Origin of the sequence: Shewanella psychrophila, from assembly GCF_002005305.1 — a bacterium.
GTDB classification, from domain to species: domain Bacteria; phylum Pseudomonadota; class Gammaproteobacteria; order Enterobacterales; family Shewanellaceae; genus Shewanella; species Shewanella psychrophila.
The window spans coordinates 2,375,115-2,389,591 of the sequence record NZ_CP014782.1 but is presented as its reverse complement, the minus strand read 5'-3'; the positions used below and the strand labels follow the sequence as shown (position 1 = coordinate 2,389,591).

Sequence of the window (14,477 nt, the reverse complement as noted above, 5' to 3'; positions counted from 1 at the left end):
TAAACATGTACATCAGACTCGTATCGAATTAACTCAAGTCTGCTCTATAACATCTACGGCCAGCCGCTTTTGCCCGATAGAGTGCTTTATCTGCTCTCTCATACAAGGATGTAGCAGATTCATCGCTCTTCCATTGTGATATGCCTAAGCTGGTTTGTACTTGATGTTTCTCAAATAGCGGCAGTTTAGACATGGCCTCTAGTACTCGCTGGCATAAGATCTCGGCAGCAGTCAAATTCCCCCGGACTACTACAACAAATTCATCACCTCCCACACGAAACGCCTGATCGGTATCTCTGATGGCTTTAGTGAGCAGCTGGCCAAACTCTGAGAGTACAGTGTCGCCAAATTGGTGTCCGTGTACATCATTTAGCATCTTAAAGTTATCGAGATCTAAGATCACAATGGATAAAGCATTAGTGTGTCGAGTGGATGTCGCTATGGCTTTCTTGAGGCTCTCGATATAGTAATGACGATTACCCAGCCTGGTGAGTGAATCATACATCGCCTGCTGCGACATCTCTTGAAATTGAGTGGCATTAAACAAGGGTAATATTACTAAGGTTTGCAACAGTTGTAATTGCTTTGCTTGTGAAGGCATCAAAGGAGAGGCTAAATTGTATTCGAGACGCGCCGTATTACCTTGATGTACCAGTTGCTGCTTGATGGAAAGCCCTTGGTGTGTACCCCAAGTGAACTGGTATTTGTTGTATCTCAGCTTAATACCGGAAATAGGCAAGTGTTGTCCCATGATCTTGCCGAAACAGGCAAAAACTGTCCTGGGATCTAAACTTTCATGTAGATGTTGAATGATTTGTACCAGATCTGGATCCCGACTCTGGGAGTCAAGTAACTCAGGTTGATATCTTAGTTCATTAGAATAAAAGTCTGTTGCTAGGCCAAAGTCCATAATGAATGCTCCATCGATGGCGGTATTACTGAGGTTAACTATCCTCGTTCATGGAGAATAACTAGCAAAAACTATGCCTAAATTAATGTTAATTAAATTTGTCTTTATTTGTCATTCAGTTAATCTTTCAGTGTCAGTGATATAAAAAACCATGCCAGTATTTTGACTCGGAGTTCAAATTTAGAATGGAACACAGTTTTCTTATCCAGGTTCTATCGATGCTTGTCATCGCGATCATCTCCATAGCCTTACTTAGGCGGGCGGGCTTGCCTGCTATCTTGGCATACCTTGTCACAGGGGTGATCAGTGGGCCATCAGGTTTCAATTGGTTTAGTCAGCATCAAATGCAATCGGTAGCGGAGCTGGGTGTTGTCTTGTTGATGTTTAGTCTTGGCTTAGAGTTCTCTCTGCCAAGGCTTTGGGCCATGAGACGTACGGTATTTGGACTCGGTAGTGCTCAAGTGGTGGTCACTACTTTATTGGCAACCTGTATTTCACTGCTCAGTTCCCTGAGCATAGTGGAGTCACTGGTTGTGGGGTCTGCAATAGCACTCTCGTCGACTGCCATAGTGCTTAAGCTGCTAAACGAGCAAGGTTGGCTCAGACGCCGCCATGGCGAGCTTTCGGTCAGTGTGTTGTTATTTCAAGATCTTGCGGTTGTCCCTCTGTTAATCTTGCTGCCTCTACTCGCCTCTGGTGGTGAGACCTTGTCGATACAAAGCATAGGTTACGCTATGGCCGAAGGGGTATTGGCCTTTATTGCCCTGATGGCGTTCGGTAAGTGGGGCTTACCTAGGCTATTCGATGAAGTGGCTCGTTCCCGCTCCAATGAACTTTTTATGTTGTCGACACTAGTGGTGGCTTTGCTGACAGGTGCATTAACCCAATGGTTAGGCTTATCTATGGCGTTAGGCGCCTTTATGGCGGGTATGTTGTTAGGAGAAAGCCAATATAAGCGCCAGTTAGAGGCTGATATTAGACCCTTCAGGGATCTTTTGATGGGCTTGTTCTTCATCTCTATCGGCATGTTAATAGATTTTTCACTGGTACTGCAGTTCTGGTGGCAGATTTTAATTATCCTCATCGCCGTGATCGTAGGCAAGGCCTTGGTGGTGTTTGCCTTGCTCAGGCTGGCGAAAGAGTCATTTAGGATCTCGGTATCCACAGCTTTGAGCTTAGCTCAGGTGGGTGAATTTAGTTTTGTGGTGCTGGCATTGGCGGTGAATTATGAACTGCTTGATATCGAGCTCAGTACTAAGCTGGTGATGGTGGCGGTATTATCTATGGCCATCGCTCCTTGGCTAGTGCGTCATAGTCCTGATATCGCCCGCAGGCTGCAAGGGGTTAAATCTAAGGGAGAGAAAACCTTAGCCATAGAACCTAAAATCGAGCATCAAAATGATCTAGTCTTGATATTGGGCTATGGACGTGTTGGTCAGACTATTGCGCGTTTTATGAAGACAGAAGCGGTTCCTTTTCTTGTGTTGGATTTAGATCCTACCCGAGTTTCAGAGGCGCGAAAGGCCGGTGAGCCTGTGTATTTCGGTGATGTGTGTAAGAGAAGCATACTCAAGCAGGCCAAGATTAGGGAGGCTAAGTTAATCGTACTGACCTTCAGCAGCAGTCGTATCTTGGAAGAGGTGTTACCTCTCTGTCGTCAGCTGGCACCCGAGGCTAAAATTTTAGTACGTACCCGAGACGACACTGGCATGGAAGAGCTCGAAAAAGCGGGTGCGAGTCAGGTGATCCCTGAAACCTTGGAAGGCAGCTTAATGTTGGTCTCTCAAGTTCTGTATCAATGCGGAGTACCGCTAACGCGTATACTCAAGCGTTTAGAGTATGAGCGCCGTAACCATTACAAGTATCTTCATGGCTTCTTCTCCGGCGCCGAGACAGATTTCACCTTGGAGCATCTTCACGCTGTCGCTCTACCTAAGGGGGCCAGTGCCGTAGGCATGACTTTAGCGGAGATCCCCTGGGAGAAGCTAAGAGTCGAGTTACGGGCCGTGAGACGCAGTGGGGCCGAAGTTGAAAGTCCGGCGCTCGATTGGATCATACGTTCGGGTGATACCCTGATTATTCTGGGTAAGCCAAGACGTATCGAAAAAGCCGAGATTCATCTATTACAAGGCTAAAGGTAGAAGGGAGTGGCAACAAGAGTGCATCAGTTGCAGAAGCTCATTTAGCATAATTTAATTTAACTGTAACTAATTTGTTAAGTTTCAATTTCTAATGGTACCCTGTTGTCGGTAACAATCAGACAACAGGGACTGTCATGTTCAAAAAACTCCTCAAATATTCCGGGCTAATTCTGCTCATTATCTTGGTTTCTGTTAGCGTTTTTACGGCCCATGAATGGTTTGCTAAGAAACCTATCATGTTTCGTGCCTTCTTAGATCGCACCTTGATAAAGATTGCCTTTGAGAGTCCAGAAACCTTAACATCCTTAGGCTTTCTCGAGTCTGTTGGCATCAATGGTCATAATGCAGAGCTCGATGATGATAGGCCTGAGAAGGCCGATGAGCTATTTGTCCAGCTTGACGATATTCACCAGACCTTGCTGACTTACGATGATGCTACTCTCGATGAAAATGAGCTACTGACTAAGGAGATAGCCCTATATTTACTCAGTTTTTCTGATGATGCGAAGGCCTTTCGTTACCATAACTATCCAGTGAATCAGCTTTTTGGTATTCAAAACGGCTATCCTAGTTTTATGGAATCTCAGCATCAGGTTAACTCAATCGAGGATGCTGAGCATTACCTGTCCCGACTACAGAAGGTGAAACTTAAATTTGAGCAGAACTTGCTGGGATTAAGGATCAGGGAGCTGAAGGGGATCATTCCACCGCGTTTTGTAATCGAGCGTGTTCTGACTGAGATGAAGGGGTTTGTTGATACGCCTATTAAAGATAATATACTCTACACTTCATTGCAGAGTAAACTAGCCGAAGTGGGGGATATTCCTATTCAAGAGCAGGCAAGTATCTTATTGTCGGCGCAGGAACGTATTCAAGACTATGTTTATCCGGCTTATGGCCTGTTTATCGATTACTTTACCGAGCTTGAGGCAAAGGCAGGAACCGATGACGGGATCTGGCACCTTCCCGATGGCGAGTCTGCTTATCAGCTATCACTCAAGTTTTTTACCACCACAGATTATACCCCGGATGAGATCCACAATATGGGTCTTTTAGAGGTTGCTCGACTCCAGTCTGAGATATTAGTCATCTTAGAATCTGAGGGTTATGGGGTTGATAATGGCTTCTTTACTGCGATTGAAACCATGGCGGCAGATCCTAAGTTTTACTACGAAGACAGTGATGAAGGTCGCGAGCAGATCTTAGTCGATTATCAAAAAATCCTCGATGAGATCAATATGGGATTGGATGATGCATTTAGAATTCGTCCTCAAGCCGGTATGGAAGTCGTGCGCATCCCTGAATTTAAAGAGAAAACAGCCCCTGGCGCTTATTATCAGCCCCCTGCGCTGGATGGCAGTCGTCCAGGCCGCTTCTTCGCTAACCTCTATGATATTAAGGCAACGCCTAAATACAGTATGCGAACTCTTGCCTACCATGAAGCAATACCCGGGCATCATTTTCAAGTAGCGGTAGCAATGGAGCTGGAGAATATGCCATTTATTCGCAAGATGGCACCTTTTACCGCTTACTCAGAAGGCTGGGCACTTTACTCTGAACAAGTGGCTTGGGAGTTAGGTTTTCAGGATGACCCTTTCGATAATATAGGTAGGCTGCAAGCCGAGCTATTTCGCGGGGTACGTCTGGTGGTGGATACCGGTATTCACCATAAGCGTTGGACAAGAGAGGAGGCCATAGAATATATGAAGCTCAATACCGGCATGGCCGATAGCGATGTGGTGTCTGAGGTTGAACGCTATATCGTGATGCCTGGTCAGGCTACTTCTTACAAAGTTGGCATGATGAAGATTTTATCTCTGCGAGAAAAAGCTAAACAGGCTTTGGGTGATAAGTTTAATTTACGAGACTTTCACGACATAATATTGAAAAATGGTGCCGTTCCCTTAGATATCCTTGAGAGACTTGTCGATCGTTATATTGGGGATTCACTTATCGCAAAAAATTAGACTAGGCTATTAGTTAATGCATGTAATTCGTGCCAGACAAGGAGAAGCCATGTTCTATTATTTTGTGTTTTTAATACTTGCTCCCCTGTTACTTATACAGGGGAGGTTAGTGCGCAAAAATATACCTATTTTGGCTGAAGCTACTGGGGGACGCAGTGGTCGCTTAGGAGAAGGCAGGCCTCTGAGTGTACTGGTAGTTGGAGACTCTGCTGCGGCTGGAGTCGGTGTCGAGACCCAAGAAGATGCTCTCAGTGGCTGTTTGACTCGGATTCTGGCACAGAAATATTGCGTAGATTGGTCTCTGGTAGCGAAATCGGGCAATACCACGGAAGATCTTATCGAGACGTTACAAGGGCGACCTTTTCAAGCCGACTCTTTATCCGTGGACAGCTCGGAGGCTAGTTTTCTTGACGACTATAGCCCACAAGATAAGAATATAGATGGCAATAGTTTAAATGATAATGGCGGACCTGATATCGATGTAGTATTGGTCTCGCTTGGGGTCAACGACCTCTTGAGCCCGATAAGAGAGAGCCATTGGATAGCTCAGCAGGTGCGGTTAATTACATTACTTAAATCAAAATTTGCTGCCAAACATATCTTGATGACAGCAGTACCGCCCATGCACTGTTTTCCTGCCTTACCCCAGCCATTAAGATGGTTTCTGGGACTGAGAGCATCGGAATTTAATCGTAAGCTAGTGTCGCTTATCGAGCTTGAAAGTGAGTGTGAGCTGGTCATTATCCCCCTTATGCCGATAGCGTCGGATATGGCCAGTGATGGCTTCCACCCAGGAGCAGACGTATATCGGCTTTGGGGAGGCACAGCTGCTAAGGCCATCGAAAAGAGAATTGAGCTTCAATAGTGCTATTTAGTTATCCCGAAGAAGTCACTAAGCTCATCTATTTGGCACATGGCGTCCTGATAACCTAAGTCAATAAGGGCGCTGCAGTAAGCCTGTTCGAACAGCAGGTAGGAAACGATACTCGAATCGGTATCCTGTTTTATGCCGATAGGTCTGAGCATAGCTTTCACCGCCGTCGGCATCGCTTTATAGTAATAGGACGCCAGCTGACTTAAGTCTTCACTGGGCTTGATGACTAAGGTTTCTATCTTGGTGAGAGGCAGTGACTCTCTCTTCTCTTCAGGAATCAACTCTAGTGTGTTGTTGATCCGCTCTAGACGCTCCAAATCACTATTTAACGTATCTGAGAAAATGGTATCGAGCAGGTGACCGGTAATGGTCGCAGTCCTAGGGTGATGGGCTAACTCTTGTGGTAGCTGTTTGTGGGGACTCTCTAAATTTATCACCAAGATTTTTTTGGCACCAAGATGAATTGGGCTGCTCAAGGGGGCGAGCTGATGCACTGAGCCATCGCCATAATAGCCCTGGTTGAGCTTAACCGAGGGAAAAATTAGTGGGATAGCAGAACTAGCAAGTAGATGGTCTGTGTTTAGTTGAGTACGTTGACCACTGCGTCTGTCCCTATGCCAGTTAGCAATATCATGACTCCCCTGGAAGAAGGTAACCGATCTCGAGGTGTTATAGCAGGACACGTCGACACTTAAGGCATCGAGGGCACCACTGGCGATATTTCTGTCGATGCGAATGAAATTGATGAGCTGATTGAGCATGTCGCGCAGAGGATCACTGTTAAACAGGCTACCGGCATTGGTGTTGATCCTGTCATCTTGCAGGCTCATGAGTAGCATCCTGCACAAATGGCCCAGTATTCCTCTGGCTGAAGATTTATATATCTTCTCGGTACGAAAGTTACGCCATACCCACTCGAGTTTACGCACTCCTAGATGAAAGCAGGAAGCATGGGTGGCGATAGAAGTTCCATTGATTGCTCCGGCTGAAGTACCGCAGATTATCTTGAAGGGGATACCGTGATTACGGGGGTAAAATTGCACTATGGCCTTGAGCACACCCACCTGATATGCCGCCCTAGCACCGCCGCCGCCGAGCACAATCGCTGTTTTTTCTGGCACTTTTACTCCATGGAATTGATTCTTTCTTTACCGTAAGTAAAGCTAATATATTCTTTCAAATCAAGGGCAAATATCAAGGGAGGTGAATTATTACCAAGAAATCTGGATGAGAAAATTGCATTGCAGCTATTAATTCAGAACAGGCTATAACTTTAGGGTATGGATATGGTAGCTTAGAAAACATTGTCTCGACCGTGGAGCGAGAAACCAAAGCTAGTCAGCATACCATAGTACAATGCCATGGTAGTTTAGAGTATAAAAATGAGCCTATAGGGGGACTGAACAGAGGCTTAAACCTGTAATTGATACAGGTGCATCCCTTGCTATCGCTCATCATCCCCATGTTGCTCAAGGGGGGGAGTTATATCAAAACCGCTTAATTGACTACTCCATGGGGAACTTCATATTCGATCAAAACTTCAATTTGACTCAGCTCAGTTTTATCTTGTATGTATGGCTCGATGAAGGAGAGCCCTACCGGGCTGAGATTGTTCCTATCTATTTAAAAGGTTACAAGCCAACTCCCGCCGTTGGGTTACAAAAATTTTATGTGACGATGCGTTTATCTGAACTATCTGCAAAGCGAAACACCCAATAGGCAGCTGAGGAGGTCACGGCGTTATAGAGTCTGAAAATAAAATCATCTTCAGGGCGCAACAGCAGAATTGGTTATAAAAGTTATTGGATCCTGTTAGAAATAGCGCCAAACTCTCAAGACAGTCAGGCACAAATGCAAACTAAAATTCAAAATATTGCATTTGATGATTTCTCCTTAATCGAGTGGCAAAACGCTTATAGCAAAAGTCTTAAGTCTAATGTTTTTAATTTTGGTGAGACACAGGCCTGCGTGATCGGGTTTAATAAAGGCTCTCAGCAGCCGCTGGTGTTAGAATTTACGTTTAAAGTGGAAAAAAACGGCTAGGTAATCATAAGATTATCTAGCCGTTTTGGCTAAGAGGATAAAGGAATGGATGTTTTAGCTTATACCGATTGGTATAAGCTCACAGCTTAAGCAGATGACTCGCTTCACTGTTGCTTTCAGGGGTAATTCCTCCCCAAAGTTTTTGGCTAAAAGGTTGCATCAGACCATGATGAATATCGAAGCTTACTTGCCTGTCATCTTTGACCAATAAAGGCCCATCTAGGTCGATATATTTAGCAAATGGGCTCAGCAAAAATGCCGGTGCCATCGCCAGTGAACTTCCCACCATACAGCCAAGCATAATATCAAAACCCATTAATTTGGCTTGCTCTGCCAGTGTCACCGCTTCGGTTAAGCCTCCGGTCTTATCAAGCTTGATGTTGACGACGTCATATTTTCCCAAAAGTGAAGGAAGATCTTTTACGGTATGACAAGACTCATCGGCGCATAGGGCAATATCGATATTTAATTCAGTGAGTGCTTCATCTTCTCCTGCGGGCAAAGGTTGCTCAATCAGCACCACATTAAGCGCGGCTAATTCATCTGCAGATTGGCGTAATTCGTCTATAGACCATGCCTCATTAGCATCCACAATAAATAGGCTATGGGGGACCATATTATGGATAGCTGTCATTTTCTCAATAATATCGACACTATCGAGTTTAACCTTGATGAGAGGGGATTTTTCTAGCGTTTTCGCCGCTTCAGCCATCGCTGTAGGGGTGTCTATGCTCAATGTTTGCGCCGTTATTACCGCTTGCGGATTCGGTAAGTTAAAGCGGGTTTCTATTGTTTCACGGGTTAACTTAGCTTGTAGATCTAGGTAGGCACAGTCCAATGCATTTTGCGCTGCGCCTTGGCTGTTGCTAGCGATAGAGTGGGCTAACCCCATAAACTGCTTAGTATGGGTACAGACAGTCTTTATAGCTGTTATGGTGCTCTCTATTGTCTCTGCGTATCGTCCATAGGGGACAGACTCGCCCCAGCCTATGAGCCCTTTATATTTCAGTAGTACCACAACCACTTGCGCAGAGTGTTTTGCACCGCGGGCAATTCTAAACACGTGTTTGAGGGGGATTGATTGCTTAATAGCGAGTAACTCAAAATCTTCCCCATGAAAGTGAAGCAGTTTTTTTGAGCTGATCATGCGCTTTTTTCCATATCTGTTATAACTGGATTTTTGTTATCTGTGGCTGCCTTAGGCGACCAGGCTTTCAAGCTTTTGACGATACTTGATACGCCGTCACGCAGAGGATCGGCACATGCCAAATCGAACTCATTGGCGATAGCAAGACAGATCTTTTGCCCTTCCTCGATGGTGACACTCGAGGTGTTCACCGCGATACCTGCCACATAGGCATTTGGGTTCGTGAGTTTCGCAGCCTGCAAATTTAAACTAATGGTGTCAGCAATTGAGGGGAGCTGACTTTTAGGGAGTCCCCGCATATGACTGCGATTAAGGGCGTGACATATCACTATTGCATCTGGCTGAGAGCCATGAAGCAAGCCTAAGCTGACACCGGAAAATGCTGGGTGTGATAGCGAGCCTTGTCCCTCAATAATATCCCAATGAGCAGTATTGTTATCGGGGGACAATAATTCGGTAGCGCCAGAGATAAAATCAGATATCACACAGTCAATTGCGACACCTTCTCCCTTGATAAGAATGCCGCATTGACCTGTTGCTCTAAAGTCAGCATCAAATTGTTGGGCTTGCATCTCTTTTTCCAAGGCAAGTGAGGTATACATCTTTCCTACTGAGCAATCAGTGCCTACGGTAAGCAAACGTTTACCTTTGCGCTTTTCGCCTGTGCCTGTTTTAAATGACTGTTGAGGATGGCGGATATCGATAAGTTGCCTGCCTAAGGAGTCTGCAAGTTCTGCTATCTCTTCTATATCGGTCAGCTTTTCGTGTAATCCGCTGACAATATCCAAGCCTTGGGCTAGTGCCTGTTTAATCACCCCATGCCATTTGGTGTCAAGTACACCGCCGCTATTGGCAAAACCCAGTACGAATGATTTTGCACCAAGTTCTGCAGCTTGAACTATTGAGGTTTGAGGCAGGCTCGTTGTGACAGTGCAACCTGCAACGCTGAGTTCGCCTATGCATTGCTTTGGGCTCCAATCGACTGCACCTTGCGCCATTTTGATTGAAAGTTTATCTGTGGCATCGCCAATAAAGAGAAGGTAGGGGGGCTTTATCATGAGTTTTAGACCCTTGTAATTAAGTGCAATTGTTGTTAATTACAGCTTAGCGGATCTGACTGATGGATAAATTTGAAAGAGTTTCCCAGCCTATAACTCAAGGTTATGGCTGGTTATAAGTCTATGATATAGCTTCAGATAAATAACTTAGAAACTCTTTACTTGCGGAAGATAAGTTACTGTTTTCTAGATGTAAGGCACAAACGTTAAACTCTAATGGTGGATCGAATGAAGCCATTGCGGTATTTGGGGATAGATTGCCTAGGGCTGTAAATTTATCAACGACACATAAGCCTATATTTTGCGCCACAATTCTAGGGGCGAGAAAATAGGTCTGTACCCTAATACTGGGGGATATATTGACATTTTCTTCAAGCATTCGTGTCCAGAGTAAATCTCCAAGGGGGCCACTATCACCAATATCGATAAATTCATGCTTGCTCAACTCGGCGAAGGAGAGTTGAGTCGGGCAGTGTGGAAACAGTGTCTTGGGGTAAACGATGTAGAGTTCTGATTTAGCCAGCTCTATCTCATTAAACCCTGGCTGTTTATCCGGAGAGAAGACAATGGCGAGATCGCATTTTCTTTCGAGTAGGGTATGCATCACCGACTCATTATGAATAGTTTGCAGTTGAATATTAACTGCGGGGTGATCACGATGAAAGTTGGCTACTGCTGCTGGAACACTGTCGAAACCAAGTGCAGGTGTGAGCCCAATTTTGATACTACCAAACTCAGACTTTTTAATGTTGTTGGCGGTGTTTTTAATGGATCTTAATTGTTGATAGATCTTGTCAACATCACCGAATAATATTTTTGCTTCTTCTGTTGGCGTCAGTCGACCTTTCACTCGGTTAAAGAGCTGGAACCCCAACTGTATCTCAGCGTGGGAGAGCACCTTGCTGACAGAGGGCTGAGACACATGCAAGATCTTCGCTGCATTGGTGATCGATCCTGTGGTATAGATAGCATGAAAAATCTCTATGTGTCTCAGTCTCATCGTTTACCTTAAATCTATTTAAATTTAATCACTTGCTTTGCCTTAAGCAAAGAAATACACCAAAGCGGTCCAAAGAATCGCAGCCGGCACCGCCGTAAGTGATACGGGGACTATCTGGGATTTTACATGGTTCATGAGATCGCAACCAGTGGTCATGGCTGATTAACAAAAGGCGTCAATCAAAACTGCAGAAATATTAGGTTTGAAAAATCGAGGGCAACAGGCTATCGGTATGTCTGCCGATATTGTTATTTTAGATATAGAAAACTATCGTGCACAAGCTGACTTTTCGAATTGGAACCGCTATTCGACAGGGGGATACTGTGCTCATCAACGGTCAGTTAACGATAGATAAACAGCAATATACTGGGACGTTAGCAGGCACTGTGTTTAGGTAGAGGGTGATATCAATCGATATAAAAACAAACTGTTTTAATCAGTCGGTTAACTAAAAAATAATGCCACTCAATTGAGTGGCATTATTAATTAAGCTAGAAAATTTTGTTTAAGGACACAAGTCTATTTAGCTGCCTTTAAGAAGTCGACGATCTGATCGAATGGCACTTCTTGCTTCTCACCAGTACGGCGGTTCTTGTATTCGAATACACCGCTATCGATATTGCGATCGCCAATCACGACCACGTGAGGCAGGCCAACAAGCTCCATATCGGCGAACATCACACCAGCACGCTCTTTACGGTCATCAAATAAGACTTCGAAACCGGCATCATTGAGATCTTTATAAAGCTGCTCGGCTTTATCTTGGACACGATGAGATTTATGCATATTCATCGGTAGGATACCCACTTTGAATGGTGCAATGGCATCTGGCCAGATAATACCGCGGTCATCGTGGTTCTGCTCAATTGCAGCGGCAACCATACGGCTCACACCTACGCCATAACAACCCATGAGTAAGGTTTTAGCCTTACCATTTTTGTCGAGGACGTTAGCATTCATCGCTTTAGAATAGTTGTCACCGAGCTGGAAGATATGGCCAACTTCAATACCACGAAGCAATGCGATAGTGCCTTGGCCACATGGGCTAGGCTCACCTTCGATAATATTACGTAGATCGAATGCTTCCGCTTGAGGAAGGTCACGCTCCCAATTGATGCCAAAGTAGTGCTTGTTGTCTTGGTTTGCACCTGCACCGAAGTCACTCATGACGCTAACGCCGTGATCGATATATACCGGAATTTCAAGACCAACAGGACCAATAGAGCCTGGGCCTGCACCGATAGCTTTACGAATATCGGCTTCGTCGGCAAATTCAAACGGTGTCAGTACCCCAGAGATTTTCTCGGCTTTCACTTCGTTAAGGTCATGATCACCCCGGATCACGAGTGCCACAAGTGGCGCTTCATCTGAATCACCTTTAACGATCAGTGTCTTTACTGTCTTTTCGATAGCGATATCATGCTGTTCAACGAGCTCTGCAATCGTCTTAGCGTTAGGCGTATCGACAAGTGTCATCTCGCTGGTTGCAGCTTGACGAGTCTCTGTGGGCAGTGGCGCTTCACATTTTTCGACGTTGGCTGCGTAATCACTCTCAGTTGAGTAAGCAATTAAGTCTTCACCGCTGTTAGCCAGTACATGGAACTCGTGTGACATGCTGCCACCGATAGAACCTGTATCAGCCATAACTGGGCGGAACGCTAGACCTAGGCGATTTAGAATATTGCTATAAGCCTGGAACATTGACTCATAGGTCTCATCCATCGTCTCTTGATCCAGATGGAAAGAGTAAGCATCTTTCATCAAGAATTCACGTGAACGCATCACACCGAAACGTGGACGAACTTCGTCGCGGAATTTAGTTTGGATTTGGAACAAGTTTAACGGTAGTTGCTTGTAAGAATTAACTTCTTTACGAACAATATCGGTGATCACTTCTTCGTGAGTCGGACCAAGTACAAAATCACGGTTATGACGATCTTGGAAACGAAGCAGTTCTGGACCGAATTTTTCAAAGCGGCCAGTCTCTTGCCAAAGATCGGCTGGCTGCACCATAGGCATCAAGATTTCAACAGAACCGGCCTTGTTCATCTCTTCACGAACGATAGCTTCTACCTTGCGTAATACGCGAAGACCTGTCGGCAACCAGCTGTATAGGCCTGAAGCGTTTCGACGTACCATGCCGGCACGTAACATTAATTGATGACTGATCACCTCTGCATCTGCAGGGGTCTCTTTTTGTGTTGAAAGCAGGTACTTGCTTACGCGCATTACCGATATCCAGTTCAGAAAATAAATTGGTCGACATTTTATCATCTGTGGGGTTTCTGTCTACCAAGTAATTGAGCCTTCTAATGAAGTCTGATTACATTTTCTATGTAGGCTGTAGGTATTGGGCTGTGTGACGATTACTTTGATCTTCATTGCTATCTCTAGCTCGGAGATTCACGCTGTGAAACCTCGTCCTGCTGCCGAAGTTCATAGCCGCATCCACACTGAATTATTATTTTTCCGATTGTACCTAGCTGATAGACTAGAATATTTGTTAGGGATGGTAACTGTGTTGATATTCAGTTATTAAGCGAGAGACTGGTTTATTCTATCGTTTGCCACTGTGTTTGAAGAAATTCAGCTTGGTATATTCACATGTACAGGAGAATACACACTATGGGCGTTATGCAAAAACTATCAGAACTCAACTTAATCATAAAATATCGAAAACAGCTAAAGCCTGTTCTAACATCCTACTTACACTTTCTCGAGAACACCGAAACGTCGGTGTGGGGCTCTATTACCGAGGATGATGAGCTGGGTATCAAACATGCTGTAGTTCAATCGGGTAAGCATGAAGGTCCAATTGTTGAAATAGGGACGCTCTTTGGCCATACTACGAATTTACTTGCGTCAATGAAGCGGGCTGAGGTTACCCTTATTACGGTGGGAAATTTCACTTGGAATCCTTTTGCTCTGCCTCCTGAAGTACATCGTCAGTTTACAATGCGCACACTTCGCTACGCATTAGCACATTGTTCAACTCAGGTTTTTGATGGTGATGCGGCGGATTTCTATTTGGCTAATAGGACCATCAAACCAAGTTTGGTTTTCATTGATGCAGGACATGACTACGAATCCGTGAGGAAGGACATTGATTGGGCCGTTTCTACCGGTTGTCCGGTAATATCTGGTCATGACTATACGGATGCTCATCCCGGTGTGGTCAAGGCCGTTGACGAGACATTTGGCGATAACATTCGCCTTAACGGCTCTGTATGGCTCCATCAAAGGCCCGAGTGTGACCGCAGCGTTACAGCGGATGGCGAAAACGCCGTTACACAGGCTTAAGGTATTAGGTAAGGTGAAGGTGCTTAATCGACATCTG

12 protein-coding genes and 1 pseudogene are annotated in these 14,477 nt (G+C 45.0%); 7 read left to right on the top strand and 6 right to left on the bottom strand.

Annotated elements, in window-relative coordinates:
- Positions 1-28: 28 nt before the first annotated feature.
- Positions 29-910, bottom strand: a complete 882-nt coding sequence (dgcS, locus tag sps_RS10395; protein ID WP_077752461.1) for a diguanylate cyclase DgcS — start codon at positions 908-910, stop codon at positions 29-31.
- Between the two features lie 185 nt (positions 911-1,095).
- Between dgcS and sps_RS10390 the strand changes: the two genes are divergently transcribed.
- From sps_RS10390 to sps_RS10380, 3 genes are all read left to right on the top strand, one after another.
- Positions 1,096-3,045: a monovalent cation:proton antiporter family protein gene (locus tag sps_RS10390; protein WP_077752460.1), complete on the top strand. Its 1,950-nt coding sequence runs from the start codon at positions 1,096-1,098 to the stop codon at positions 3,043-3,045.
- Between the two features lie 140 nt (positions 3,046-3,185).
- Complete coding sequence (locus sps_RS10385) at positions 3,186-5,018, top strand: DUF885 domain-containing protein (RefSeq protein WP_077752459.1); 1,833 nt, start codon at positions 3,186-3,188, stop codon at positions 5,016-5,018.
- Positions 5,019-5,127: 109 nt separating this feature from the next.
- Entirely contained in the window at positions 5,128-5,883 is a 756-nt protein-coding gene (locus sps_RS10380; RefSeq protein ID WP_237158051.1) for an SGNH/GDSL hydrolase family protein, read from the top strand.
- Between the two features lie 2 nt (positions 5,884-5,885).
- On the opposite strand, the gene sps_RS10375 is transcribed toward sps_RS10380, so the two are convergent.
- Positions 5,886-7,013 (bottom strand): patatin-like phospholipase family protein, encoded by a 1,128-nt coding sequence (locus tag sps_RS10375; protein WP_077752457.1) that lies wholly within the window; start codon positions 7,011-7,013, stop codon positions 5,886-5,888.
- Between the two features lie 301 nt (positions 7,014-7,314).
- On the opposite strand from sps_RS10375, the pseudogene sps_RS29135 reads away from it, so the two are divergent.
- The 3 genes and pseudogenes from sps_RS29135 to sps_RS10365 all read left to right on the top strand — a co-directional run.
- Positions 7,315-7,371 (top strand): annotated as a pseudogene (locus tag sps_RS29135) (hypothetical protein); the annotation flags it as partial.
- Between the two features lie 33 nt (positions 7,372-7,404).
- Complete coding sequence (locus sps_RS28790) at positions 7,405-7,611, top strand: hypothetical protein (protein ID WP_237158050.1); 207 nt, start codon at positions 7,405-7,407, stop codon at positions 7,609-7,611.
- Positions 7,612-7,743: 132 nt separating this feature from the next.
- The gene (locus tag sps_RS10365) at positions 7,744-7,935 is read left to right on the top strand and encodes a hypothetical protein (RefSeq protein ID WP_077752456.1); all 192 of its coding nucleotides are present in this window, start codon (positions 7,744-7,746) and stop codon (positions 7,933-7,935) included.
- A gap of 79 nt (positions 7,936-8,014) precedes the next feature.
- On the opposite strand, the gene sps_RS10360 is transcribed toward sps_RS10365, so the two are convergent.
- The 4 genes from sps_RS10360 to sps_RS10345 form a co-directional block, all read right to left on the bottom strand.
- Positions 8,015-9,082, bottom strand: coding sequence for a dipeptide epimerase (locus sps_RS10360; protein ID WP_077752455.1), 1,068 nt, complete (start codon positions 9,080-9,082; stop codon positions 8,015-8,017).
- Positions 9,079-10,140: an N-acetyltransferase DgcN gene (gene dgcN, locus sps_RS10355; protein ID WP_077752454.1), complete on the bottom strand. Its 1,062-nt coding sequence runs from the start codon at positions 10,138-10,140 to the stop codon at positions 9,079-9,081. Before dgcN ends, sps_RS10360 begins: the two co-directional genes overlap by 4 nt.
- A 121-nt stretch (positions 10,141-10,261) precedes the next feature.
- Positions 10,262-11,140 carry a LysR family transcriptional regulator gene (locus tag sps_RS10350; protein ID WP_077752453.1) on the bottom strand — a complete coding sequence of 293 codons (879 nt, stop codon included), beginning with the start codon at positions 11,138-11,140 and terminating at the stop codon, positions 10,262-10,264.
- A 519-nt stretch (positions 11,141-11,659) separates the two neighbouring features.
- Positions 11,660-13,369, bottom strand: coding sequence for a proline--tRNA ligase (locus tag sps_RS10345; RefSeq protein WP_077752452.1), 1,710 nt, complete (start codon positions 13,367-13,369; stop codon positions 11,660-11,662).
- A 375-nt stretch (positions 13,370-13,744) separates the two neighbouring features.
- On the opposite strand from sps_RS10345, the gene sps_RS10340 reads away from it, so the two are divergent.
- Complete coding sequence (locus tag sps_RS10340; protein ID WP_149027260.1) at positions 13,745-14,440, top strand: class I SAM-dependent methyltransferase; 696 nt, start codon at positions 13,745-13,747, stop codon at positions 14,438-14,440.
- Positions 14,441-14,477: the final 37 nt, after the last annotated feature.

What these genes read in the sequence shown, in the direction of transcription:
- dgcS (WP_077752461.1), bottom strand. Translation starts at nt 910, where the DNA reads ATGGACTTTGGCCTAGCAACAGACTTTTATTCTAATGAACTAAGATAT.
- sps_RS10390 (WP_077752460.1), top strand. Translation starts at nt 1,096, where the DNA reads ATGGAACACAGTTTTCTTATCCAGGTTCTATCGATGCTTGTCATCGCG.
- sps_RS10385 (WP_077752459.1), top strand. Translation starts at nt 3,186, where the DNA reads ATGTTCAAAAAACTCCTCAAATATTCCGGGCTAATTCTGCTCATTATC.
- sps_RS28790 (WP_237158050.1), top strand. Translation starts at nt 7,405, where the DNA reads ATGGGGAACTTCATATTCGATCAAAACTTCAATTTGACTCAGCTCAGT.
- sps_RS10365 (WP_077752456.1), top strand. Translation starts at nt 7,744, where the DNA reads ATGCAAACTAAAATTCAAAATATTGCATTTGATGATTTCTCCTTAATC.
- sps_RS10360 (WP_077752455.1), bottom strand. Translation starts at nt 9,082, where the DNA reads ATGATCAGCTCAAAAAAACTGCTTCACTTTCATGGGGAAGATTTTGAG.
- dgcN (WP_077752454.1), bottom strand. Translation starts at nt 10,140, where the DNA reads ATGATAAAGCCCCCCTACCTTCTCTTTATTGGCGATGCCACAGATAAA.
- sps_RS10350 (WP_077752453.1), bottom strand. Translation starts at nt 11,140, where the DNA reads ATGAGACTGAGACACATAGAGATTTTTCATGCTATCTATACCACAGGA.
- sps_RS10345 (WP_077752452.1), bottom strand. Translation starts at nt 13,369, where the DNA reads ATGCGCGTAAGCAAGTACCTGCTTTCAACACAAAAAGAGACCCCTGCA.
- sps_RS10340 (WP_149027260.1), top strand. Translation starts at nt 13,745, where the DNA reads ATGTACAGGAGAATACACACTATGGGCGTTATGCAAAAACTATCAGAA.